Genomic DNA, 21,612 nt, shown 5'->3' on the forward strand with positions numbered 1-21,612 from the left:
TATGGAACTTCGCCAGTTGCGCTACTTCGTCACCGTCGTCGAGGAAGGCGGTTTCACCCGCGCCGCCGCCCGGCTGCATCTGGCCCAGCCTGGCCTCAGCGCCCAGATCCGCCAGCTGGAGAAAGAGCTCGGTCAACCCTTGCTCGACCGTTCCAACCGGTCGGTGACCCCGACCGAGGTGGGCCGGGCCGTCCTGCCGTACGCGCGCGCCGCACTGGCGGCCGCGGAGGCGGTGCGACAGACCGTGGACGAGCACACCGGACTGCTGCGCGGCCGTGTCATCCTCGGACTGGTCTCCGGCGCCACGAGCCACGCCTTCGACGTCGCCTCGTTCCTCGCGGACTTCCACAGCGCCCACCCCGCACTGGAGATCGCACTCACCGAGGACACCTCGGAGCGGATGCAGGCCGCACTCCTGTCCGGAGAGATCGACATCGCCCTCCTCGGACCCACCGGGGAAGCACCCCCGCCCGGCATCGCCTACCGCATGGTCATCGACGCTCCGCTCGCCGCCGCCGTCGCACCCGGCGACCCGCTCCTCACCCCCACAGACCGCCCCAACGTCCCCCTGGCAGATCTGCGGGACCGCCCGCTGATCTGCCTGCCGCAGGGAACCGGAGTCCGCGCGGCCCTCGAACGCGCCTGCGCACAGGCCGGATTCCGGCCCAGAGTCGCCTTCGAGGCAGCATCCCCCCACGTCCTCGCACAGCTCGCCGCCCGAGGCTTGGGCGTCGCCGTACTGCCCCTGGGCGAGGAGGAAGTGGACCTCGGCGGACCGCTGCGCACCCTGCAGATCGTCGAACCCCGGATGCGTGCCCGTATCGTCCTCGCCTGGCCCGCCGCCGGGCCCGCGAGCCCTGCGGCCCAGGTGCTCCTCGACCGATTGCGCGAGGCGCTGCCGAAGGCCGCCACGCCGTAGGGCGAGAGCCCAGGACGTCGCTTTTGGTTCTTGCCAGGCTGTCCGTCGGCAAGAACCAAGAGAGAGGCCTGACGCGACACGCCGAAAGGGTGCTCTCAGGACTCGGTTCTGGCACAGATCTTGGGGAATGGTCGCGGAGGGTGACGGTGTCGTTCGATTGAGGGCGCGGGTCCGGGGCCCGTCAGCGTTCTCGCATTCTGGTCCACCACCAGCCGAACACCGTCAACTCAATATTGTTGGGGTCGGGCAGGGTGCGGCGCTCGAATTCGACTGCGTCGATCCAGGTGGAGAGTGTGGAGCCGAGGCGGTCGGTGAGTATCTCGCCGAAGTCGCGGACGGACGTGTCCGGCGGCTGTGTCCAGTTCAGGGCAGCGTGCAAGGACATCCTTCAGGCCGGCCCGGTCTGCCTCGTTCAGCGCAGTGGGGTGTCGGGTGAGCCAGCCGGTCACCTGACGCACCGTCGGAGATCGGGGTGGCGTGCCGGCGGGAGTCCCGCGGAGGGTGGCGATGTGGGCGCGGACCATCTGGTAGGTGACGGGCGCGTTGTCGGCGACGAGTTCGCTGTGGATCTGGGTGACGCTGGTGCATCCCGCGGCGAAGCGTCGCTCCAGGTGGAGCTTGTAGGGGCCCAGTCTGCTGGGGCGGGGCCGGTTTTCGCGGATGGTGTCCTGCCAGTTCGCGGCGTTCGCGTATCTGAGCACGGTGTTGAGGCCCCAGCCCAGGTGCCGTGCAATCGCCCGGCGTGAGTGACCTTGAGCAAGAAGCTCGTGGACCAGGGCATGTGCTGCCTTCTTCCGCTCGGCCCGCCGGCCGACGGGCACCGAGTCGTCCTGCGGCAGACCGGAAGCCAGCCGGGTGGCCTCCGGCAGGATGCCACTGGGCGAAGGATTGCGCAGGCAGACGCGATGGACGGCGACGCAGGTCTCCACGGCGCGGCCGAGGCCCTGCCACAGAACCGGTCAGCGACCTGCAGAGCATCAGGGGCACCGCGGCGGGCGCCCTCGGCATAGGCGCCCGCCCGGTCCTGGCAGATGATCTCCACGCCGGGGTGACGGACAAGCCACGCGGCCAGCGGTCCGGCTTCACGCTTCGGGAGCACATCGACCACGCGATGGTCTTCGACGCTGGTGAAGACCGTGGAGTACGTCTGGCCGCGACGGATCGCGAAGTCGTCCACGCCCAGCACACGCGGCGTGCTGAACGCGGGATCGGGCAATGCCATGACCCTGCGCAACAAGGTCATCCGGCCAGCTCCGAAGCCCAGCTGGGCAGCCAGCCAGCCAGCCAGCCGGGCGCCGGCCCGCCCGGCCAACGCGAGCCCCACCCGCTCCAGGGCACGGTTGAGCCGCGTGGTGAACCGTGCGTGCGGGGCGGCCGGCCGGGAGAACGGCTCGGCGAACGTCCGGCGCGGGCAGTCCGCCGCTCCGCAGATGAAGCGCCGGACCGTCAGCCCGATCACGAAGCCCTGCTCAGCGAGTGGAAGGTCCCTCAGCCTGCGCTGGTATCGGTCGTGGACCCGTCCCGAGAACCGGCCATAGTCCGGACACGCAGCCCCGGCCGCGCGGCCTGTCACCACCGCCTCGACCGTGCCGAAGGCGGCCGAAGCCGCCTCGACATCCACATCGTCTATCCCCTCGAACACCAGTGAGCCCCAGAACGGTGCATCGGTCCGCATGACCAGCACCATCACCGTCCACAACCGACCGCAGCAGCGATCGGCAGACACCTGAGGCAGCGTCAATTCGGTCCGTGAGACGACAAGACGTACGCCGTCTCACACGACCCCGTCTCCTCGCAATCGAACGTAGAGGTAACGCTCCGCGACGACTCCCCAAGATCTGTGCCAGAACCCAGGACTCGCCAATATTTCAGGCGCCCGCAACGAGCGAGTCTCTCCGCGCTGAGCGACAAGCGTTCCCGCCTCTCCCTTTCGTAGCCACCCGTGGAGATGTGGCTGAGCAGGCCCGTTGGAACTGACCGTTATTCCGTGACGACTACGCCAAAAGGCGGTCTGCGCCCCAGTCCAGGCAGCCGCCGCCGTGTCGCCGACGACGCCGTGGCTCCCAGAAGGAAGGCGTGCGTGAGGCGCTCGGCCAGCAGTCGGGGCAGACCGGCCGTGTGGTGGATGTTGTCTGCCCGGCACGTGCCATCTGGGGCAGCAGGCCCGCTCGCCGGGCCGCTACGCGCCGGGAGCCCGATATTGGACTTGCTCGGCTCTGCGCAGGGCATCCAGCGTTTCATCGACGCTCAGGAGAACGGTCGTCTCGAACGAGCTCAGCGCGCCACCTCCACTGATCGCCAGCGCAACCGAGGCCATGGACACGTTGTCCGGAGCTTCCCAGAGGTTATAGCCGTCGTGCGTGCCGAAGGCGTACCAGAAGCCGTGGAGCTTCCCACCGACCGACTCGATGTACGACCGAGCGGCCTTTGCCCGGTCCTCGGGGTGGCCGATCAGCCTCGCCCAAGTCTCGGGTGTGTAGCTGAACCTAGACAGATAGAGCGGCATCGTGACTCTCTTTCGTTCCATCAATGGATGCCCGCGCTGGGTGGGAGAAGGACCGGGGTGGCCCGCGGTTCCCCCGAACGGCCGGGTGGAGACCCTCTGTCCCGGCATGCTGGCGACCAAGGCCTCCATGACGGGTCCGGTCCGCGTCAGGTGCAGCCCCGGGTACGGGCGGACGGCTTGGACGACGATCCGTGCCGCGCTGTGAACGCGGCGGGCTCGTCCTCGGCACCGAGGAGGGCTGGCAGCGTCTCCAGGGCCCAGTCGGCACCAGGCCCCCACGCCTCACCGACGATCGCCGACGATCGCACCGGCTACGGCGGAGGGTCGCAGTGTCACGGGTCCATGCGGGATTCGGGAGGCCCGCCAAAGCGCTCCGGCGTCCCAGCGGCGCTCAGCCATGCCGCCATGCTAGGCAGTGTCTTCAAATGATCTCGGATTGTGGATCACGGTGGCGTGATACTTCGCCATGAACTGTCCGATGCCGAGCGGGAGTTTGTCCGGCCGTTGCTGCCAGAGTCGTTGCGGGGGCGGAAGCGGCTGGAAGACCGCAGGGTCCTGAACGGGATCGTGTGGAAGTTCCGCGCCGGTGTCGCCTGGCGGGACGTGCCCGAGAGGAACACCGCCGCGGTCACCCGACACCGATGGCCGTGGCCTTGGGCCTGCAACACACGGGCCGCCTGTTCACCTCGGCCGCGCTGGTCTTCGTGACCGCCGCGGCGCCCCTGGCGACGTCCTCCCTGCTGCTGCTCAAGGTGTTCGCGTCTGACTCGCGCTCGCCGTCCTGCTGGACTGCACCGTGGTCCGCGCGCTGCTGGTCCCACCCTTCATGAACCGCTTCGGTGACGCCAACTGGTGGTTCCCGACTCTGCCAGCGCGGGCCCCTCACCGACCGGCCTGCCCACCTCGTACCAAAGCCGAACCGCCCCACCAAGAACGTACAGGCACCTTCTTGACAGACGCCGGCTCTCTCCGAGCCGACAGGACCTCATGAAGCACGCCCGCATCCGCTCGAGGTCCGGACGCTGTCGCCGGAGCCGTCCTCGCGGACCGCGGCGCTGGCCGGGTGCCGGTCCAAGGCGGACCAGGATGGGTACATGGCCGCCTTCCGCCGGGTGACACTGCGGGTACGCCACCGACCGGGGAGACCAATCAGTCCTGTATGCCGGTCCGGTGTCGGCGACAGCATGTCAGGTCCGAGGTGCCTCGGCCGGCCGGGCGCGGGCCCAGACTCAACAACTTGTATGTAGACAACCGCATACTCGACGGTGACCCTCCAATGGTGAAGATCATCCTCTGATCAGGGAGCAGCCCGTGAAGCCTGTCGCCGAGCACAGCGTCACAGCCCGCCCTGACCGGTGCGTTGTCGAGGTCTACGACGCTGACGCCTGCCTCGGCGACGAGCAGGCCCTTGAGGCAGCAGAGCAGTACGTGGTGGCCGGCAACGGCTACCACCTGTACCTCCTCTGCCTGCAGCCAGACATGCCCGTCAACGTCACCATCCGGCTCTGGGACTCACCACCCGCACCACCCGCCGACGCCGAAGGACAAGTACCGGTCACGCTCGAGTCGGAGACTGGCGTCCTGGTGGTCAACCAGCTCACTTTCGGACCCGCCGGAGAAATCACCCTTCCCGAGCCTGGCGTATACACCGGTCATGCCTGGTGGACCGGAAGGCAACCCGCCAGGGCGTACTACGACCAGGTCCTGCAACGAATCACCGACGACTGGACACTGGACCAAATCACTGAGGCATGGACCCAGTCGCCCATCCAGGAACGCTACGTGCTCGACCTTGGCTACACAGGTCCGCCACTGAGCGACGAGGACGACTGATAAATGGGGCGCCGCCTGATCAGTCACAGCAGGCGGGGCCCTGCGGGCGTGAGGCCGGCTGAGCCGCCGACCACGGCCACCCCGGCTCGGCCGCGGTCCGTACACGGCCACCTCTCCGCAGTCGCCGTCGGCGAGGAGTGTGGGAACCGCGGCGGCCACGTCACGCCCCGCCGTCGCGCCGTCGTTCCGGCAGCGCTCCGGCGGCGGGTGGAGCGGCTGAGGCTGGTAGACAGCCCGCTCGAGGCCGGCAGCGGCCCCGTCCGCTCTCCGCCGCCGGAGCTGGCAGACCGGTCCGCGCCGAGCAGCAGATACCCCTCATCCACCCCCAGCAGGATCAGGCTCATCCGCTTCCCCCTCGTACGGATACCGATGCCATCGGGCGGCATGGCGCGGTCCGTCGGTGCACGTGGTGTCGTTCGCGCTCACGTATCCCGTCCCTGGCGCCCATCCCGTCCGGGGAGCAGGCCACGCATCCGGCCGGGGACACTCAGTGGCACTCGTGCCCGCCGCGGGCCTGGACCCCTTCGCCGCCGTCCCGTCCCGTCCCGTCCCGTCCCGTCCCGCACGCGCCGGGCCGGTCTCGGCGCCGTCCGCCGCCCGAGCTGTCCGGCGCCCGGTTCCGGGCTTCCGCCGGAGCCTTCCGCCGCTCCGCGTGGCCGCGCGTGCGGGGGCCGGCCCTCGCCGCCCGCCGTACGGCTGCCCGCGGCGCGCTCCGAACCCGGGTCGCCCCGCCCCTCCGGGCACCGCGCCGCCGACCCGATGAGGTGACCGCCCGTTTCCCGCCCGCACAGGGGGGCGGGCCGTACGTCGTTGCGCGCTCTGGCGCCGGGTGCCAACGGCATGGCACCCGCTGCCCACGACCAAGCCGAATCGCCCGGCGAGGATGTCGACCCACCATTTCCGTCATCCGCACCCAGGCCGGACTCGGTGCGCGGACCCCGGGACGCATTGCCCATGACCTCATCCATACAACGGAGTCGCGGACGCGGCTTCATCAGGGCCCTCGCCATGGCTCTGGCGCTGGCCTGTGCCCTCGTCCTCGGTGGCGCCCCTCAGGCAGCCGCCGTGGGCCAAGCCCCTCGTCAACGGGCCTGTCCTCAACGACCCCTTCCGCACGGCGGACCATCAGAAGGCGGTCTTCACCCAGTTGATCGCGCCGATCGACGCGATGCCGGCAGGCCGGTCGATCAGCGGCTCCACGTTCCTCGACAGGTGATCAGGTAATGCTTCGTTAGCCGGAGCAGGCTGCCGGTGGACAAACCGCGTGCACCGGTTGACCAGGGTGGGGAACACTGTGCTGATGAGCTCTGCAGCCTCCCAGACAGCGCAGGAACGGGCCCTTCGGCATGTTGCGGAACTGGCATCCGGTCCTCCCATGGACCCGACATTGCGGGTGACCCTCAACTTCCACCCGGACCGTCTGCTGCACGGCAAGCCGATCCTGGATGCCATGGCCGAGGGCGGCGTCTACCACTCGCAGTTCGTCACGGGGACCAGCAACGGCGGCTTGACCGCGCATCCGGGCGGCGACCGGTGGCGCTGGGAGAGCCGGATCTTCGACGGGGCGTACGATGAGGCGACCGCTCAGGCGCGGCCCGTCTACGGGGCGTTGAACTTCCGCCTCAAGCCAGTAGGAGGTGCGCCGCGGTTCGGCTCGGCCCACTTCCGGCTGACAGCCCAGACGCTGACGCGCACCACGTTCTGTTACCCGGACAGTTTCCTCGAACCATCGCATTTCGGTGTCGCAGCCCGCATGGGGCTCATCGACCTCGCCCTCGCCGATCGTCAGGACGAGCTGGACGACTACATCGAGGCGCAAGTGCACGGGTCGGTTCGGATGCAATGCGATGTGGAGGCACTGGTCCTGGACCCTTGCTACCAAGGTACGACGGTTGAGGCCGCGGCTTCGGCCCTCGGCTGCCCGGTGGAGTGGCACCCCGGCTTCCGACTCAGCGTCGAAGAACTCCGGGGTCACCCCGGCTACCGCGGTCAGGAGTACGTCGACCTGGGCACGCGGATCGCAGTCGACGGCATCCTCGATCCTCGGATCGTCGGAGACGCTGCACGCGCCGGCCTCCATGACCCCCAGGCGCTCAAGAAGGTGTGGCACTACCTGGCGCGATTCGGCGCCCCCGGAAATGCCACTGACAGATCGGTGACTCCGGCGCTGATGGCAAGGACCGTAGGCAATGACCTTCGTCGAGGGGCTGGCAGCCGTTCGTACTGAACGGCTTCGGTGACGTGGCGCTCAGTCGTGGTGCGTGCCCGGGGGAGTGGTGCGGTGGTGCACGCTCCATGACGGTGGAGTCGGTTGCAGCACGATTCGGGGCTGGTGGGGTCGCGTCGTCGTGACGCAGTATGCGCAAGGCACCGTCATGCGTCGCTGCAGTGGCTCCGCATCACCTTCTTCCACTGCGCGGGCCGGGTCGTCCGGCAGCCGGGGCACCGGCGCCCGGTGACGCGCTCGGTGGTGGGGAAGTCGGACTGTGCGGAGCGCACTTGGAGCACGTCCAGGAGCAGCGGCGTGCGGCAGAGGGGACAGGGCTCTCCGTACCTGGTGATTTTCATGGTCGGGAGAGTGCACACGCCGGCGGCTTACCGTCCCGGGCTGGCCGGGCGGCCGGCCCGGCGGGTGCCACGCGGTAAGGACTTGATGATGGCTTCCCGCCCGGCGGGAAGGGCCCCGGATGGCGCTTTCCTGCAGGTCAGTGACGGGGTTCCATGGGCCGGTGATCAGCATGTCGCCAGTTCGCCCGGGAAACGGGTGGCGCTACCTTTTCCGTGGCGTGATGGCCGGCGACGGCAACCGCCCTGGGGGGCACGCCGCTGCGCGCCGCCCAGGACGAAAGCCGGTGTCCGGCCCGGCGCGCGGCAGGGCCGGGGCCTGGCCGCGGCCGGCCTGACGGACGGGGACGTGGTGACCGAGCGGCAGGCCGAACTGCTCCTGGGGGAGGGCCGGCACCCGGACGCCGACCGGATCGAGCGCGAGCTCCTGGCGCAGGGCAGGAGCCCGGCGCAGGCCAGGGCGACCGTGCTGGGCAGGCCCATCGAGCACAACCGCTCGCCCAAGACCGACAAGGCCAAGGAGCGCACCCCCGGGCTGGGCTTCGACCTATGGCTTCGAGGGCGGTCTTGGTGATGCGTTCGGTGCCGTCGCTGATGGCGGCTTGGCGGATGAAGCGGGTGAGGGATCCGATGCGGCCGGCGGTGCGCTGGTGGAGGTAGGCCGCGCGGCGGGGGGTGCCGGGTTTGTGCCGTTGGAGGTCGAGGTTGTTTTCGATGTCGGTGATGACGTCGCGGAAGGGTGCCGTGGCGGGCGGAGAGGGGGCCGCAGGTGATGAGGGTGGCGCGTCCGGCGAGCTGGGCACCCCGTGTCCCGCTGAAGAGGGGGGTGTCTGTGACGTCGATGCCGGCGTAGATGAGCGTGGCGGGCAGGCGTTCGGTGAGGTCCTTCAATAGGCCGGCGGTTTGGGCACCGATGGTGGTGCGGCGGGCGGGCTCATCGGGCGGCTTGCGGGCCGCGCTACATAGGGGTGGGGGCCGGCAATGGCCGTCCCGACGCGTGGCACGCACCTCGCCGGAGTCCGTGGCGAACCCGGTTCGGCGAGGCACGGGGCGTCGGCGCGTGATGAAGGACGGTGCTCCAGTGTGACGCTCTTTACATCGCGGAGGTCGTGGAGGATGGTCGTGTCTCCTTCCGCTCCTCCGTGCAGACGGCGCGTAAGGGCGCAGTGAACGTCTGGTGTTCCCGCCGGATGCACGCGGCGCTCTTCTCCTGCGGCCGGCGAGGGGTACGTCGTGTTTTCTGTGAGCCGGACACACGCAAGTGCGCATTCCAGGACGGCGGGGGAGGGGGTGGCCGGATCGACTTCGCTCCGGCACGGCCTCACGGTCCGTCGCCGCAGGTCAGGCCGGGGAGACAGCCGTAAATCGTGCTGTCGGGGCCCGCCGTACGTGTCTCGAAACGCGCGCGCCCGCAGAAAGCGGCATCGCTGATACCCCGACTGCGCAGGATCATGACCGACCGCTCGTGCCATTTATGCAAATCCGCAGGTGAAGCACGCACGGAATACTGCGGAAGCGCCTTGCTGAATGGCTTGTGTGCGCCGTTGCCGCAGGTAATGCGCGCACCTAGCTTTGTGCACTGCGTCGGCGAGCCCCGCTCGATCCTGCCGGGGGCGCCGACTCGCGTACGGAAACAGCACCAGTCCAGTTCATCCCACAACGAAAGGGCATGACGATGGCCTACGAACGCCCCACTCTCACCAAGGTCGGCGACTTCCAGAAGGTCACCGGACTGGCCGGCCAGGGCAGCCCCGACCTTCTGGGCGGCCACAGCCTGCTCTGATCCGGCCCGCCCATCGGCCCCGGGCGATCCGAACACCGACGGTACGTCCCGGGGCACGTCGGGTCCGTAGCGTGGGCGGCGTACCGCGCCGCCCACGCTCGTCCCCCGTACCGCTGCTGGAACCGCATCGACCAAGAGAGGCCTGTGCATGGCGACCGGTACGTCACTGCCCCCGGGGGCGAGTTGGTTCCTGGTCCTTCCGGACACCGACGCCGTCGCGGCCCTGGCCGCACCGGTTCGCTCGCGTGCGGTACGGGAGATCAGGCATGCCTCGGGCCGGCCTTGGCTGCTGGGGTGCTGGCCGGAGGACAGTGTGACGACAGCGGTCTGCGGACGGACCCGGTTGTGCGTGCTGGGACAGCACGCGGTGACCGAGCGGGAGGCGGCGCGTGCGGCTGGCGCCGGATCCCCGGGAGCGGCCGAGCGGCTCGCCCGTACCTGGCCCGGCAGTCACCATCTGCTCGCCAGCTTCGACGGCGAAATCCTGGCTCTCGGCACCGTCACCGGCGTACGCAGCCTCTTCGTGGCGTCGGCCCGTGGCGCGGGCGGTGCGTGCGTCGCGGCCGACCGCGCCGACGTCCTGGCCGGCCTGGTCGACGCGGAGCTGGACGAGGGCCGGCTGGCCGTCCACCTGCTCAGCCCCGGAATCCTGCACCCCCTGACGGCACAGACGGTGTGGCGCGGCGTCGATGTGGTGCCCGGCGACCACCGCCTGACGCTCGACCGCGACGGACACGCCCGTACGAGTCGGCACTGGGCGCCGCCGCCGGCCGAGCTGTCGCTGGCCGAGGGCGCACGGCTGGTCCGCGACAGGCTGGCCGACGCGGTCGCCGTACGCGTCGCGGGCGGCGGACCGGTCACCGCCGACCTGGGCGGGGTCGACTCCACCGCGGTGGTCTGCACCGCGGCCCGCCAAGGAGCGAAGATGGTCGCCTACACGGCCGCCGTCCACGATGTCCTCGGCGACGACGTCACCTACGCGCAGCGCACGGCGGAGGCGCTCGACTCGCTGGAACACCACGTGGTGCCCGCGACCGCCGTACCCCTGACCTTCGACGGCGTGCACGAACTCGACGACGCGCTCGACACCCCGTCGCTGTACTCCGTCAACCGCCACCGGCGCATGTACATCATCGAGCGGGCCGCGGAGCGTGGCTCCTCGCTGCACCTGAGCGGGATGGGCGGGGACGAACTGTTCAGCGGCGCCAGCGCCCATGTTCACGGCTTGCTGCGCCGGCATCCTCGTACGGGCTGGCGGCACACCCGCGGCTTCGTCACGAGGCACCGGTGGTCGCGCCGGACGGCATTGCGGCAATTGCTCGACGGCCGCTCCTACGGGGCCTGGCTGGACCAGGTGGCCCGCGACCTCACGCTGCCCCAACCGCCCATGTCGGTACCCCTCTTCGAGTGGGGCACCCCGCCACGGCTGCCCCCCTGGGCCACCGGCCGGGCCGTCGAGGCCGTGCGGGACCTCATCCGTACGCAGGCCCCGCAGGCGGAGCCGCTCGGCAGCGGACACGGTGTGCACCGCGAGCTGGCCACGATGCGCACCCTCGCCCGCTTCGCCCGGCACGTACAGCAGATGTCCGAGCCCCTGGGCATCACCTTCGCCTCCCCCTACTACGACGACCTCCTCATCGAGGCGGCGCTCGCGGTCCGCCCCCAGGAACGTGTGACCCCCTGGCGGTACAAGCCGCTGATCGAGGAGGCCATGCGGGGCGTCGTACCCGACGCCAGCCGCCGGCGGACCACCAAGGCCCACGCGGCCTTCGAAGAGGAAACCGGGCTGCGCAGGCACCGCTCCTCATTGCTCGCCCTGTGGAACGACGCCCATCTGCACGGCCTGGGACTCATCGATGTGGAGGCCGTCCGTGCGTGGTGCCGTCGGCCACTCGCCGCAGACCTGGAGAGCGCGCTGCTGCACGCCACCGTCGGCTGCGAGGTCTGGCTGCGTTCCCGGGAGAATTCCGCCGGCCGAAGGGGCCGGCCCCGAACCGACACAGGAGGCATCCCCGCATGACGATGACCCTGCGCCCCGGCGTGGTGACGGCCGACACGGAGTACGGGATGGCCCTGCTCGACCAGAGCAGCGGCGAGTACTACACCCTGAACCCCACTGCCGCCGTCATCGTGCGTGCCCTGCTCGACGGCACCACCACCGACCAGGCGGTGACCGCGCTCACCGACCAGTACGACGTGAGCGCCGAGCAGGTCGAGGAGGACATCGCCCGCATTCTGCAGGAGCTGCGCGACGCCCGGCTGCTGACGGGGTGAGTCCTGGCTCGTCCCGGCACGCGCCTCGTCGCCGTCAGGCACCGCCCGGCGTTCTCGCGAGAGCTGCCCGGCCCGGCTTCCGCCCGTGTCCGTCATCGTCCGCGGCCCGCATTCGTCGTCGTCTCCGAAGGGTAGAGCAGTGTCCACCTCGCAAGTCGTCCCGCACGACCCCCGGTCGGTTCCGCTCGGCCGGCGGCTGGTTACCCGGCTGGTCGTCGTCTGCGCCCATGTCCTCGCACGCCGGTCCCCGGCCGGTATCCGCGACGTACTGCGGTGGCTGCGCAAGGGCGCCCGGCCGGCGACGCTCGCCGAGGCCGCCCGTGCCCGCGAGACGGTCCTCGCCGTAAGCCTGGCCGCCGGAGGGCAACAGGGCTGCCTTGCCCGGTCGCTGGCCACCGTGCTGCTGTGCCGCCTGCGCGGTCAGTGGCCGACCTGGTGCGTCGGCGTGCGCACCCAGCCGCCGTTCGCCGCGCACGCCTGGGTGGAGGCCGAGGGCGTCCTCGTCGGCGAAGGAGCCCCGGCCGACTACTTCCAGCGGTTCTTCACGGTGGACTGAACACAGGTGACCCCCTCCCCGTCCCCCTCCCCGTATTTCGCGAAGCCTCCCCTGCGACCGCCCGCGCCCGGGCCGGCGGACCGCCGCGCACAGTCGGTGCTGGCCGGGGAGGAGTCTTCCGTACCGCCGAGGCACGGGCCGAGCGGCTCCCCAGCGGCAGGCGGCGCACGTCCCGGGACAGGCGTACGCGACGAGCGGACACGACCCTGGCACGTCCTCACCCACCTGCGGCCGCACCGCCCCGGCATCCTCCTGGGCAGCGCGCTGTCCCTGGCGGGCAGCCTGCTGGCGCTCGCCCAGCCGCTGGTGGCCAAGCAGATGGTGGACGCCCTGGACCGCGGGCGCCCCGCGGCCGGCGCACTGGTCCTGCTCAGTGCCCTGGTCGTCGCCGGCGCCGCGACCGCCGCACTGGGCCAGTACGTGCTGGAGCGCACCGCCGAGTCGGTCGCCTGCACAGCGCGCCGGCGCCTGTCGGAGCGCCTCCTGCGTCTGCGTCTGCCCGTGCTCAACCGCACCGAGCCGGGCGAGCTGATCTCCCGGGTGACGTCCGACACCACGGTGCTGCGCCAGGTCGCCACCCGCTCGATCGCCTCAGCGGGCAGCGGCCTGCTGGTCGTGGTGGCGACGCTGGCCCTCATGGCGCTGCTGGATCCGGTGCTCCTGAGCATCACGCTGGTCACCATCGCGCTGATCGGCGCGACCGTCGCCGCGGCCGTTCCCCACATCGCCCGGGCCGCCCGCCAGGCCCAGGAGGCGGTCGGCCGCATGGGCTCCCTGCTCGAACGCACCCTGGGCGCCGTGCGCACCATCAAGGCGTCCGGTGCCGAGGGCCGGGAGACGGCCGGTCTGCACCAAGCGGCCGAGGACGCCCGTCGGGCCGGCACCCGGGCCGCCCGGTGGCAGGCTCTGTCGGCCACCACCTCCACCGTCGCCGTGCAACTGTCCTTCCTCGTCGTACTGGGCGTGGGCGGAGCGCGCGTGGCGACCGGGGCCATCACCGTGTCGACCCTCGTCGCCTTCCTCCTCTACGTCTTCGCCCTCGCCCCCCGCGTGGGGCAACTGGTCGAGGCGGTCGGTCTGTTGCAGGCGGGAGCGGCCGCCTCCGCGCGTATCGGCGAGGTCCACTCCATGGACACCGAGCCGGTCGGTCCGCATCAGGCCCCGGCCACCACGCCGGAGCCCCGCCGGCCGGTCGGGGTCGTCTTCCAGGGTGTGCGCTTCTCCTACGGCCCCGAGGCCCCGCCCGTGCACGAGGACGTGACGTTCACCGTGCCACCGAAGACCACCACGGCCCTGGTCGGCCCGTCCGGAGCGGGCAAGACCACCGTCTTTTCCCTGCTCGAACGCTTCTACCAACCGGACCGTGGCCGCATCCTCCTCGACGGCGAGGACATCGCGCGTCTCCCGCTGTCCCGGCTGCGCGCCCTGATCGGATACGTCGAGCAGGACTCCCCGATCCTGTCCGGCACCCTGCGGGACAACCTCCTCCTCAGCGCTCCCGATGCCGATGCGGCGCAGGTACGCGACGTCCTGCGCCGCACCCGCCTGGACTGCCTCGTGGCGCGCCTGCCCGACGGACTCGACACACCCATCGGCCACCGCGGCAGCACACTGTCCGGTGGCGAACGGCAGAGGGTGGCCATCGCCCGTGCCCTCCTGCGCCGCCCGGGACTTCTGCTGCTGGACGAGGCCACCTCCCAGCTCGACGCCGCCAACGAAGCCGCGCTGCACGAGACCCTTGCGGACATCAGCCGCACCACCACGATTCTGGTGATCGCCCACCGACTGTCGACGGTGACCACGGCCGACCAGATCCTGCTGCTGGAATCCGGGCGGGTACGGGCCGCCGGCACCCACGCGCAGTTGCTCGCGGCCGACGCCTTCTACCGTCGCCTGGCAGCCGCGCAACACCTCGCGTGATGGTGCGGTGCGGCAGGTCCGCATCCGGCGGGCGGGCCGCGGGGGAGACGACGGCTCGAACAGTGCCGTTCGGACAACGTCGTCGGTCCCGGCGTCACCGCCCCGATCCACGTCCGGCACCGAGCACCAGGCCGTGGACGCCGCCCGCGACGAGGTCCTCGCGATGCCCACCGAACGTTCCGGGCTGTTCGCGCACGCGGAGCGGAGGGCGACCAGGCGCTCGGCGTACCCGGCCCGGCCCACGCCACGCCTGCGCAGAGCCCCCTCCCGGCCAGCTGAGGGTTGCACCGAAGACGGCTGAACCGTTGACTGGACGGTTGCGGCCGGTCGGGGACCGAAGGTGTGACCGGAGGTGGCAGCCGGGCGAATCGGACACCACTCGTTTCCGCGAGTCCCCCGCGGGCAAGCCGGTCACGCACACCGACACCTCTGATTCGTTAGCAATGAGAGGTTCTGGATCTCTGAGGGGCCCGGGGCGGCGTTGTCCAGCCCAGGGTAGGACGTGTGTGGTCCGGTCGGTGCCGTGGTGACCCCTACGACACCTCCGACCGTGCGAGGTCTTTGTAAAGAAAAGACTGGTGGCGCTGGGCGCCGGCCGGTCCTCGCACGTTGTGCCCCCGCAGGCCCGTCTGGTTCGGGATCCTCGATGGATGAGCTGCCGCACGGTGACGCGTTTCTTCTCACGAGCTCCGAGCTCTAGACACGGCGTGCGTCCGTGCGGTCCGGCGGCGCCGCGCACGGCTGATGAGGTGGCGGGCCTTGGAGCCATGGAATTAGTGCGCCGTGCGGCCCCGCGTGCTCGCCTTCGAGAACAGCATTGGACAGGCTCTGCGGCATCTGTTCAATCGGATGCTCGGCCAGCTTCACCACTGCCTTCACGCGCGCAGTCTGTTCGACGAAGCGATCGCCTTTCCAGCAGACGCCGCTACGGGGTCACTGACGGGACTTCCTTCTCCGGCATAGCCATGACGAGACCCGAGCTGACGGGGCGCTCGTCGTTGACAAGAATGAGCCGGTTCCTGGCCCAGGTATCGAGCCGGTCGCATGCCCAGGCCGGGTCGTACGCTGCCGTGGGCAGCTGCGGTATGCGCTTTCGGCCGGTGTCGTCGAGCCGATAGGGGATGTCGAAGGCCGTGTTCCAGCCGTCCAGGTTCGCGGCAAACCGCTCTTCCACTTCTGCTGGACTGATGCCCAGGTACTGGGCGATCTCTGCCCAGGAGCTGCCTCGCTCGCGTTCGTAGATCACGGCCGAGGCCAGAGCGCGCTCCGCGAGTTCGATGAGCTGGAATGCCTGGCTTACCCGGCCTCCGTGACCGGTGTCGGGGTCGTTCTCGGTGGCGACCAGACCGGCGGCGCCATCCGCAACGTCCGCTGCCTGAGCGCACAGAACGAGGCGGGCCAGCGCCTGGCGGGTGAATCGGGCACGGTCGGCGTCATACGGGGTCGTCTCAGTCACCCCCACAGCCTCGCAGGCTGTATCCGCGGTGAGTACCTGATGTCCGCCGAGGATCGGTCTCCGCTTGACGGCTTAACTTGATGAGGTGTCTTCTCCACGCGATAGACCGAGGGGAAGAGGTCTACGCGGTCGGCTGGCCGGGCGGCCTCGGCGCGGGGGAGCCTGGGAACGTGTGCAGTGTGCCGATCGTCGTGCCCCGGCCGTCGAAGTCCGGCGGGCGGCGGGTGACCATGCAGCGTCGTCCGGCGGGAGGAGGCCCTTGCCCCGGGGGACCTGCGGGCGACGTCACACGACGTCAGCCCGAGAGCCTGCTGGTCCACATCAGGCCGGTGTGACGTTCTCGGCCTGCGGCCCCTTCTGTCCCTGCGTGACGTCGAAGCGGACCTTCTGCCCCTCGCTGAGCTCGCGGTACCCGGTGGCGGCGATGGCGGAGTAGTGGACGAACACGTCGGGCCCGCCGCCGTCCTGCTCGATGAAGCCGAAGCCCTTCTCTGCGTTGAACCACTTCACCGTGCCGGTGGCCATATCGAATCTCCTCATCCATGGGCGGCGCAGCACCGTGCCGCACGGCCGCAGCTTCGATTATCGCGGGCCGCCCGGGCGGGGGAGAGGGAGAAACGCGGCGCTGTGCGGAAGCCGGCCACACAGGCGCCGCCGCGGGGCCAACCGCTGACGTGGCCGCGCGTCAGATTCCGCCGCGCTCGCCTTTCGGCTGACTGCGGGCACGCCGCTGCTCACGGATGCGATCCTGCGCAGCGAGCAAATCGCCGGTGCTCCTCTTTCGGCGACAGCTCACCGCCCCGCTTCTCCTGCTCGGCCTGCTGCTTCGCCGCCCGCCGCTTCACCGCGAGGGCCGAGGACAAGTGCCGGGCTGGGGACCCTCAGCTCGGGACCATGATCAATCCCACCGATAACAGCTGTACCGATGTACACCCGTGCTCACGAGAAGACTCCAACGAGCGACTCGGCCGCACGCGCAGCAGCGGGCCCGCCGACGGCGGCCTCGACGAGCTCGGCCGCCTCCTGGTCCTCGACGGCCGCGGCCTTGATGGCGGCCTCGGCCGGGCGGCGCCCACAGCGGCAAGATCCCCGAGGGCAGCCCCGGATCCCGCAGCAGCAGCCGGATCAGCACAACGTGGTCCTCCGGCTGGAGACCGGGCTCGTGAGCCAGCGCGCGTCCGGGCCCGGGGCCCTCGGGGTCTACAGGGCGCGCAGCAGGAACTGGGTGGTGGTGTAGCTGGCGCCGCCGGAGCAGGTGTAGCTCTGCTGGGTGGCCGTGTACGTGAAGCCGGACGGCACGGAGCAGGCCCACATGCCGGTCACGGGCTTGTAGAGCAGGTACTGGCTGGTCGTGTAGCTTCCGCCGCCGGAGCACGTCTGGCTGCTCCTGACCCCGGTGTGGGTGTAGCCGGGCATGGTGGTGCAGGCCCAGAGGCCGTCGGCGGGCGGCTGGACGTAGAACTCGGTGGTCGGGTAGCTGCTGCCTCCCGAACAGGTGTAGGAGCTGCGGGACGAGGTGTACGTGTAGCCGGACGGGACGGAGCAGGCCCAGAAGCCTGAGGTGGCCCCGGCGGCCCCTGTGGACCCGGCTTTGGGAGCTTGGGCGAAGGTCCCAGCTTCGGCGGCCGTGGCGGCGACGGCCGGGGCGGTCGCCGTGGTGAGGGCCGTGGCGAGGGCGAGGGCGGCCGTCGCCGTGGCGGCGAGCAGTGTGCGGGGCACACGGAAGGTCGTACGCGGCATGGCGGGCACTCCTGGTCGGTTCGTCGATCGGGCAGAGTCAACGGGTGGGGGCCGGCCGGGGGTCTGGCCCGTGCCCCGGCCACCGCAGGGCGCGCGCCGGAAGACTGTCAGGGGCACGGGCCCCCGGCAAGGCCGGTGCCGCGCGGTCCGCTGTCTTCCGGCCGCCACCGGCACCCCGCCCGACCTGCGGGCTGACCGGGGCGCACCGCCCTGCCAGGGCGTTCGGTACGGGTGGAACGGCGGGGTCCGCCCCCTGGGGCCGTACGGGTCAGCCGGCCGGGGCGTTGAAGTGGACCCCCGGGTTGGCCGCTCGGGTCCAAGAGCAGCAGCAACAGCGTCTACAGGCTTGGCACGGATTCATCGGCACCAACGCGGGCCTGGCCGCCGCCCGCGCCCGCGGCAGGGTCGGCGGACGCCCCAACGTCGCCACCGAGGAAGTCGTCCCCGCCGCCGCGGTACGGCTGCTGCACTACCAGCAGACGCAGGGCGGGCCGCCGAACCCGCACGTATGAGACGGCGCGGCCCCCGCCCTCCAGAACTCGCGCAGACAGGCTCGATGGCACCTCGTAAGAAAAAGAGGAACAGGCCCTGGCGACCATGGAGTTGCGATCTGTGATCACCGGGAGACCTGTGCCTGCCTTGCCATCATGGCTGACCGAACCCCTGTGGGACCAATTCGCGGCGCTGCTGCCGCAGCGGCCCGCCTACGATCCGACTCACCCGCTGGGCTGCCACCGCACGCGGATCAGCGACCGGACCATCTTCGACAAGCTGCTGCAACTCCGCCTTTGCCAGTCCTGGAAACTCAGGCAGTGCACGGGATCGCTGCGGGGCGCCGCCCTGCGGTGAACGCGGCGGGCGGGACACCCATGAAGTGGCGGAACTCGGCCGTCATGTGGGACTGGTCGTAGTAACCCGCCGTCGCGGCGATGTCCGACCACCAGCCGGCATCGGCCGCGAGCACGGTGCGAACGCGGTCGATGCGTGCGAAGTGCTTGGGGGACAAGCCGGTGCCGGCGGTGAACAAGGTGTGCAGGGCGGCGCTCACTGATGTGCAACCGTGCTGCGGTCGTGGCAACAGTGCCACCGACCAGAAGGTGTGCCGCCTCTCCGAGCCGCTCCGGCCGACCGGCCATTGCTTCTTCGAGAGCGGCGATCGGGTCGGCGGCGAGCTGGTCGACGTCCAGGCCAGGTAGTTCGCGGAGCGGCAGGGCCCGGTCGGCGAGATCACGCAGCGGACGGCCGAGCAGGGCTTGGGCACGCCCCGGCCGCATGCGAACCCGCACGCGCGAATGCCCGGGCGCGCCGACGTGATAGGCGGCCCGGGTGCGGGGACCCAGGGGGATCAGCTCACGCTTGTCGATGCGCAGGAGAAGTGTGGTGGCGTGATCGGGGCACATCGACCGCCGCCGAAGCGCCCGCCGTAGCGACATCGATCCCGGACACCCAACGCAGAAGGGCAGGCGACACGACGAGAGAGCTCACGCAGCTCACGATAGTGCCGAAACTTCCTATCACGTGGCGTGACGGCACGCCCCGTGCGGTGAGCAGTACTCCGAGGTGCCATCGAGCCTTCTGCGCGAGTTCTAAGCCGCCCAAGGCCATGACCCTGGCCGAGCGTCGTAGGCAGGTTGCGAAGGAGCGGCACGAACTGTCGCCTATGCGCGCCTACATGGGCGCGCCGGAGCGGAAGGCCAAGGGCACGCCCCACAGCCGGCCGGACGCGAAGCGCATCAAGCGCGGTCCCGCCGCCGGGTCGGGCGCGGGCGCGCAGAGCTTCGCTGCGGCTCCAGCAAACCCGGTGTCGGTGTCGGCCTGGGCGACCGCGTACCCGGGACTTCTGTCGATCGGCGGGCAGGTGAAGCTGCCGCTGCGGGGATCGACGTGCAGCGGGATGTGGCTGTACGTCATGGACGAGGCTGGCAACCCGGCAGTCCAGCAGGAGATCAAGAAAGGCACGGACGACCCCAGCGGCGCCACCCCGGAGGCCGGGGCCTGGTGCTACGACTGGTGGTCGAGCAACTCCTATCCCACCGACCAGTGTTTCTGGTGGGCGAACAACGCGCTGGGCGGCAAGCTACAGGAAGGCAGCTGGCGGCGCCTGCGGGACTGGACCGAGGCCGGCGTATGGCCCCGCCTGCACGAGATGCTCCTCGCGGAACTCCGCAGAGCCGGACTGCTGGACGTGGAGGGCGCCGCGGTCGCCGCCGCCCCCCTTTGTGGGCGCCGGCCGCATCTGGTGGGCCTGGTTGACCGTGGAATCGACGGCGACGGTCCATGCGATCCGACCCACCGCATCGTCACGGACCTGCACGTGCTCCAGCAGCGTCGCCCAGGTTCTGTCCGCTTCCCAGCGGGCGAACCGCTCGTGGACCGTCTGCCACGGCCCATATTGCTCCGGCAGATCACGCCACGGCGCCCCGGTCCGCAGCCGCCACAGCACACCGTTGATACCTGGCGATGGTCACGCCACCGACGACCACGCCCGTCCACCTGCGGCAGCAAGGGCTCTATCCGTTCCCACGCCGCGTCCGTCAACTCACCTCGACCCGCCACGGGATCAATAATCAGAGACCTCGTGATCCGACCTGCGAGCGGTGTTTTCCACGAACCGGCTTAGCCGATAGGCGCTCTGCTCCACTGGACGTCGGCACAGCGTGTCAATCCGGATGAGCGATTCGTCGATCCCCTCCTCCCGAAGACGCCGCAAGCGCGCACGCAACTCTGCCTGGTCCTTCGTCTCAAGGACTACTTCCCACTGTCCGGCGTCCGGCGCAGTGCGAGCAGCCAGCTGCTGCCTCCCTGCCTCTTGCCGCCTCTTCCTCCTCCCCTGTCCTGGCATCGACCCAGAATCGCCGGCCGACGTCAGCACAGCAAGAAGATTGCGCCGAGCACCACGTCTCCGTTCGGTGATCATTTTCAGACGCGGCCTAGTACTGCAACGGTCTTTGTCCTGATGGTTGGGCAGGTTCGGGTGGTGTGTGACCGCGTCGTTTGTAGTGGCTGGTGCGTGCTTGGTGCTGCCGTCGGCGACGCCAGTGGGACCAGTGCAGGATGTGGTCGAGCGAGGCTGGTCGCCGGTGGGTGAGGCGGTGGATCAGCCGTCTGAGTTCGGGAAGGCTGAGAGGGACGAGGCCAAAGGATCCGTTTCTGCTTTCTGGGTGTCGAGCTCGCGGGCCCGCAGGACGGTCAGGCAGGCGTGGGCGGCCATGGCCAGGGTGATGTGGCGGTGCCAGCCGGGACGCGGCGGACCTGGTAGTCGTCCAGACCGCATTCCTGCTTCGCACTCTGGAAGCACTCCTCGACCGCCACCGACTGCCGGCAACATGAATGAGCTGGTCAAGTGTGGTGTCGGCAGGGCAGTAGGCGATGTAGTAGGAGATCTCCTCGGGCCGGCGGACGCTGCGGCGGGCGATCACCCAGTGCCGCCGGTCGTCCCGGTGCCAGGGCCTGACCTCCACCCTCGCCCAGTCGAAGACGCGGGGCCCGTGCGAGCCGTTTCCGCAGGACCGGCGCTTCCACTTCTGCCTGGGCAGCCCGTGGAACAGGTCGTGAACAGGATGGTCCATGGCCCAGCGCGTGACGACGGTGTCGTGCCGGGTGGTGGCCATGACATGGAAGACATCCGCGCGCTCCAGCTCGGTCCGCCAGCTTTTCGAGTAGCCGTATCCGGCATCGGCAGTGACCCACCGGAACGGGATCTCCTCCTCGATCACCCGGCGAACCATCGCCCGGGCCATCGCGACCTTCGTCTCGAAGACGACCGCGTCGCCGATGCCAGCCTGTCGGCACCGTTCCCGGTCGTCCGTCCAGGAAGCGGGCAGGTAGAGACGCCGGTCGATCAAGGTGCGGCCGCGGTCGGCGGCATAGGCGAGGAAGACCCCGACCTGGCAGTTCTCCGTCCGCCCCGCCGTGCCGGAGTACTGCCGCTGGACACCTGCCGAGCGGTCGCCCTTCTTCAGGAAACCGGTGTCGTCCACGATCAGCACCGCATCTGGGTCGCCGAGATGCTCCACGACGTACTCCCGCACGTCGTACAGGACCTCGTCGGCGTCCCAGT

Annotated in this window: 19 protein-coding genes and 8 pseudogenes; 15 read left to right on the forward strand and 12 right to left on the reverse strand. The window is 70.2% G+C overall.

The window, feature by feature from the left end:
- Window position 1: 1 nt before the first annotated feature.
- Window positions 2-919, forward strand: a complete 918-nt coding sequence (locus IH00_RS0132650) for a LysR family transcriptional regulator (RefSeq protein WP_031079693.1) — start codon at window positions 2-4, stop codon at window positions 917-919.
- Between the two features lie 181 nt (window positions 920-1,100).
- On the opposite strand, the gene IH00_RS44500 is transcribed toward IH00_RS0132650, so the two are convergent.
- The 4 genes and pseudogenes from IH00_RS44500 to IH00_RS0132660 all read right to left on the reverse strand — a co-directional run bounded on the left by IH00_RS44500 (window position 1,101) and on the right by IH00_RS0132660 (window position 3,425).
- On the reverse strand, window positions 1,101-1,298 hold the full coding sequence (locus tag IH00_RS44500; protein WP_234335043.1) for a hypothetical protein: 198 nt from the start codon (window positions 1,296-1,298) through the stop codon (window positions 1,101-1,103).
- Window positions 1,299-1,659: 361 nt separating this feature from the next.
- Window positions 1,660-1,848 (reverse strand): annotated as a pseudogene (locus IH00_RS45335) (ISL3 family transposase); the annotation flags it as partial.
- An 83-nt stretch (window positions 1,849-1,931) separates the two neighbouring features.
- Window positions 1,932-2,606: pseudogene (locus IH00_RS45340) on the reverse strand (transposase family protein); the annotation flags it as partial.
- A 492-nt stretch (window positions 2,607-3,098) separates the two neighbouring features.
- A complete protein-coding gene (locus tag IH00_RS0132660; protein WP_031079695.1) occupies window positions 3,099-3,425 on the reverse strand; it encodes a GYD domain-containing protein in 327 nt (108 codons plus the stop codon).
- Between the two features lie 453 nt (window positions 3,426-3,878).
- On the opposite strand from IH00_RS0132660, the gene IH00_RS45580 reads away from it, so the two are divergent.
- From IH00_RS45580 to IH00_RS0132690, 5 genes are all read left to right on the forward strand, one after another.
- Window positions 3,879-4,133, forward strand: a complete 255-nt coding sequence (locus IH00_RS45580; RefSeq protein WP_420710959.1) for a transposase — start codon at window positions 3,879-3,881, stop codon at window positions 4,131-4,133.
- Window positions 4,019-4,255, forward strand: coding sequence for an MMPL family transporter (locus tag IH00_RS45585; protein ID WP_420710960.1), 237 nt, complete (start codon window positions 4,019-4,021; stop codon window positions 4,253-4,255). The genes IH00_RS45580 and IH00_RS45585 overlap by 115 nt, the downstream gene beginning before the upstream one ends.
- Window positions 4,256-4,736: 481 nt before the next feature.
- Window positions 4,737-5,258: a hypothetical protein gene (locus IH00_RS0132675; protein WP_031079697.1), complete on the forward strand. Its 522-nt coding sequence runs from the start codon at window positions 4,737-4,739 to the stop codon at window positions 5,256-5,258.
- Between the two features lie 1,042 nt (window positions 5,259-6,300).
- On the forward strand, window positions 6,301-6,474 hold the full coding sequence (locus tag IH00_RS43025) for a hypothetical protein (RefSeq protein ID WP_158828057.1): 174 nt from the start codon (window positions 6,301-6,303) through the stop codon (window positions 6,472-6,474).
- 159 nt (window positions 6,475-6,633) lie between these two features.
- The gene (locus tag IH00_RS0132690) at window positions 6,634-7,485 is read left to right on the forward strand and encodes a DUF3626 domain-containing protein (RefSeq protein ID WP_420710958.1); all 852 of its coding nucleotides are present in this window, start codon (window positions 6,634-6,636) and stop codon (window positions 7,483-7,485) included.
- A 146-nt stretch (window positions 7,486-7,631) separates the two neighbouring features.
- On the opposite strand, the gene IH00_RS0132695 is transcribed toward IH00_RS0132690, so the two are convergent.
- Window positions 7,632-7,826 (reverse strand): hypothetical protein, encoded by a 195-nt coding sequence (locus IH00_RS0132695; protein WP_158828059.1) that lies wholly within the window; start codon window positions 7,824-7,826, stop codon window positions 7,632-7,634.
- Between the two features lie 221 nt (window positions 7,827-8,047).
- Between IH00_RS0132695 and IH00_RS40935 the strand changes: the two are divergent.
- Window positions 8,048-8,382, forward strand: a pseudogene (locus IH00_RS40935) (conjugal transfer protein TraA); the annotation flags it as partial.
- Here the strand turns inward: IH00_RS40935 and IH00_RS44505 are convergent.
- Window positions 8,372-8,747: pseudogene (locus tag IH00_RS44505) on the reverse strand (ATP/GTP-binding protein); the annotation flags it as partial. The pseudogenes IH00_RS40935 and IH00_RS44505 sit on opposite strands and share 11 nt — an antisense overlap.
- A gap of 745 nt (window positions 8,748-9,492) precedes the next feature.
- Here IH00_RS44505 and IH00_RS42245 point away from each other — a divergent pair.
- From IH00_RS42245 to IH00_RS0132725, 5 genes are all read left to right on the forward strand, one after another.
- Window positions 9,493-9,606 (forward strand): keywimysin-related RiPP, encoded by a 114-nt coding sequence (locus tag IH00_RS42245; protein ID WP_107064568.1) that lies wholly within the window; start codon window positions 9,493-9,495, stop codon window positions 9,604-9,606.
- A 349-nt stretch (window positions 9,607-9,955) separates the two neighbouring features.
- Window positions 9,956-11,626, forward strand: a complete 1,671-nt coding sequence (locus IH00_RS0132710; RefSeq protein ID WP_234335044.1) for an asparagine synthase-related protein — start codon at window positions 9,956-9,958, stop codon at window positions 11,624-11,626.
- On the forward strand, window positions 11,623-11,880 hold the full coding sequence (locus IH00_RS0132715; RefSeq protein WP_031079703.1) for a lasso peptide biosynthesis PqqD family chaperone: 258 nt from the start codon (window positions 11,623-11,625) through the stop codon (window positions 11,878-11,880). Before IH00_RS0132710 ends, IH00_RS0132715 begins: the two co-directional genes overlap by 4 nt.
- 139 nt (window positions 11,881-12,019) lie before the next feature.
- On the forward strand, window positions 12,020-12,436 hold the full coding sequence (locus IH00_RS0132720; RefSeq protein WP_031079704.1) for a lasso peptide biosynthesis B2 protein: 417 nt from the start codon (window positions 12,020-12,022) through the stop codon (window positions 12,434-12,436).
- Window positions 12,437-12,442: 6 nt separating this feature from the next.
- Complete coding sequence (locus IH00_RS0132725; protein ID WP_234335045.1) at window positions 12,443-14,356, forward strand: ABC transporter ATP-binding protein; 1,914 nt, start codon at window positions 12,443-12,445, stop codon at window positions 14,354-14,356.
- A 925-nt stretch (window positions 14,357-15,281) separates the two neighbouring features.
- On the opposite strand, the gene IH00_RS0132730 is transcribed toward IH00_RS0132725, so the two are convergent.
- The 3 genes from IH00_RS0132730 to IH00_RS0132750 all read right to left on the reverse strand — a co-directional run bounded on the left by IH00_RS0132730 (window position 15,282) and on the right by IH00_RS0132750 (window position 17,552).
- Window positions 15,282-15,812: a hypothetical protein gene (locus tag IH00_RS0132730; RefSeq protein WP_031079706.1), complete on the reverse strand. Its 531-nt coding sequence runs from the start codon at window positions 15,810-15,812 to the stop codon at window positions 15,282-15,284.
- A gap of 321 nt (window positions 15,813-16,133) precedes the next feature.
- On the reverse strand, window positions 16,134-16,337 hold the full coding sequence (locus IH00_RS0132740) for a cold-shock protein (RefSeq protein WP_031079707.1): 204 nt from the start codon (window positions 16,335-16,337) through the stop codon (window positions 16,134-16,136).
- 675 nt (window positions 16,338-17,012) lie between these two features.
- The gene (locus tag IH00_RS0132750; RefSeq protein ID WP_031079709.1) at window positions 17,013-17,552 is read right to left on the reverse strand and encodes a hypothetical protein; all 540 of its coding nucleotides are present in this window, start codon (window positions 17,550-17,552) and stop codon (window positions 17,013-17,015) included.
- A gap of 302 nt (window positions 17,553-17,854) precedes the next feature.
- On the opposite strand from IH00_RS0132750, the gene IH00_RS40950 reads away from it, so the two are divergent.
- Together IH00_RS40950 and IH00_RS40955 are read left to right on the forward strand one after the other, a co-directional pair.
- A complete protein-coding gene (locus IH00_RS40950; RefSeq protein WP_078888085.1) occupies window positions 17,855-18,064 on the forward strand; it encodes a hypothetical protein in 210 nt (69 codons plus the stop codon).
- A gap of 118 nt (window positions 18,065-18,182) precedes the next feature.
- A pseudogene (locus IH00_RS40955) lies at window positions 18,183-18,335 on the forward strand (IS5/IS1182 family transposase); the annotation flags it as partial.
- 22 nt (window positions 18,336-18,357) lie between these two features.
- Here the strand turns inward: IH00_RS40955 and IH00_RS44515 are convergent.
- Complete coding sequence (locus tag IH00_RS44515) at window positions 18,358-18,783, reverse strand: helix-turn-helix domain-containing protein (protein WP_234335046.1); 426 nt, start codon at window positions 18,781-18,783, stop codon at window positions 18,358-18,360.
- An 834-nt stretch (window positions 18,784-19,617) separates the two neighbouring features.
- On the opposite strand from IH00_RS44515, the pseudogene IH00_RS44520 reads away from it, so the two are divergent.
- A pseudogene (locus tag IH00_RS44520) lies at window positions 19,618-19,755 on the forward strand (IS5/IS1182 family transposase); the annotation flags it as partial.
- On the opposite strand, the pseudogene IH00_RS38060 reads toward IH00_RS44520, so the two are convergent.
- A pseudogene (locus tag IH00_RS38060) lies at window positions 19,688-20,108 on the reverse strand (IS5 family transposase); the annotation flags it as partial. The pseudogenes IH00_RS44520 and IH00_RS38060 overlap by 68 nt on opposite strands.
- Before the next feature lie 541 nt (window positions 20,109-20,649).
- Window positions 20,650-21,612 (reverse strand): annotated as a pseudogene (locus tag IH00_RS38065) (IS701 family transposase); the annotation flags it as partial.

The organism is Streptomyces sp. NRRL S-118 (assembly GCF_000716335.1).
Lineage (GTDB): Bacteria > Actinomycetota > Actinomycetes > Streptomycetales > Streptomycetaceae > Streptomyces.

Bases quoted from the DNA above. Each gene is read 5' to 3' on its own strand.
- IH00_RS0132750 (WP_031079709.1), bottom strand. From the start codon at position 17,552: ATGCCGCGTACGACCTTCCGTGTGCCCCGCACACTGCTCGCCGCCACG.
- IH00_RS0132740 (WP_031079707.1), bottom strand. From the start codon at position 16,337: ATGGCCACCGGCACGGTGAAGTGGTTCAACGCAGAGAAGGGCTTCGGC.
- IH00_RS0132695 (WP_158828059.1), bottom strand. From the start codon at position 7,826: ATGAAAATCACCAGGTACGGAGAGCCCTGTCCCCTCTGCCGCACGCCG.
- IH00_RS0132660 (WP_031079695.1), bottom strand. From the start codon at position 3,425: ATGCCGCTCTATCTGTCTAGGTTCAGCTACACACCCGAGACTTGGGCG.
- IH00_RS0132715 (WP_031079703.1), top strand. From the start codon at position 11,623: ATGACGATGACCCTGCGCCCCGGCGTGGTGACGGCCGACACGGAGTAC.
- IH00_RS0132690 (WP_420710958.1), top strand. From the start codon at position 6,634: ATGGACCCGACATTGCGGGTGACCCTCAACTTCCACCCGGACCGTCTG.
- IH00_RS0132650 (WP_031079693.1), top strand. From the start codon at position 2: ATGGAACTTCGCCAGTTGCGCTACTTCGTCACCGTCGTCGAGGAAGGC.
- IH00_RS42245 (WP_107064568.1), top strand. From the start codon at position 9,493: ATGACGATGGCCTACGAACGCCCCACTCTCACCAAGGTCGGCGACTTC.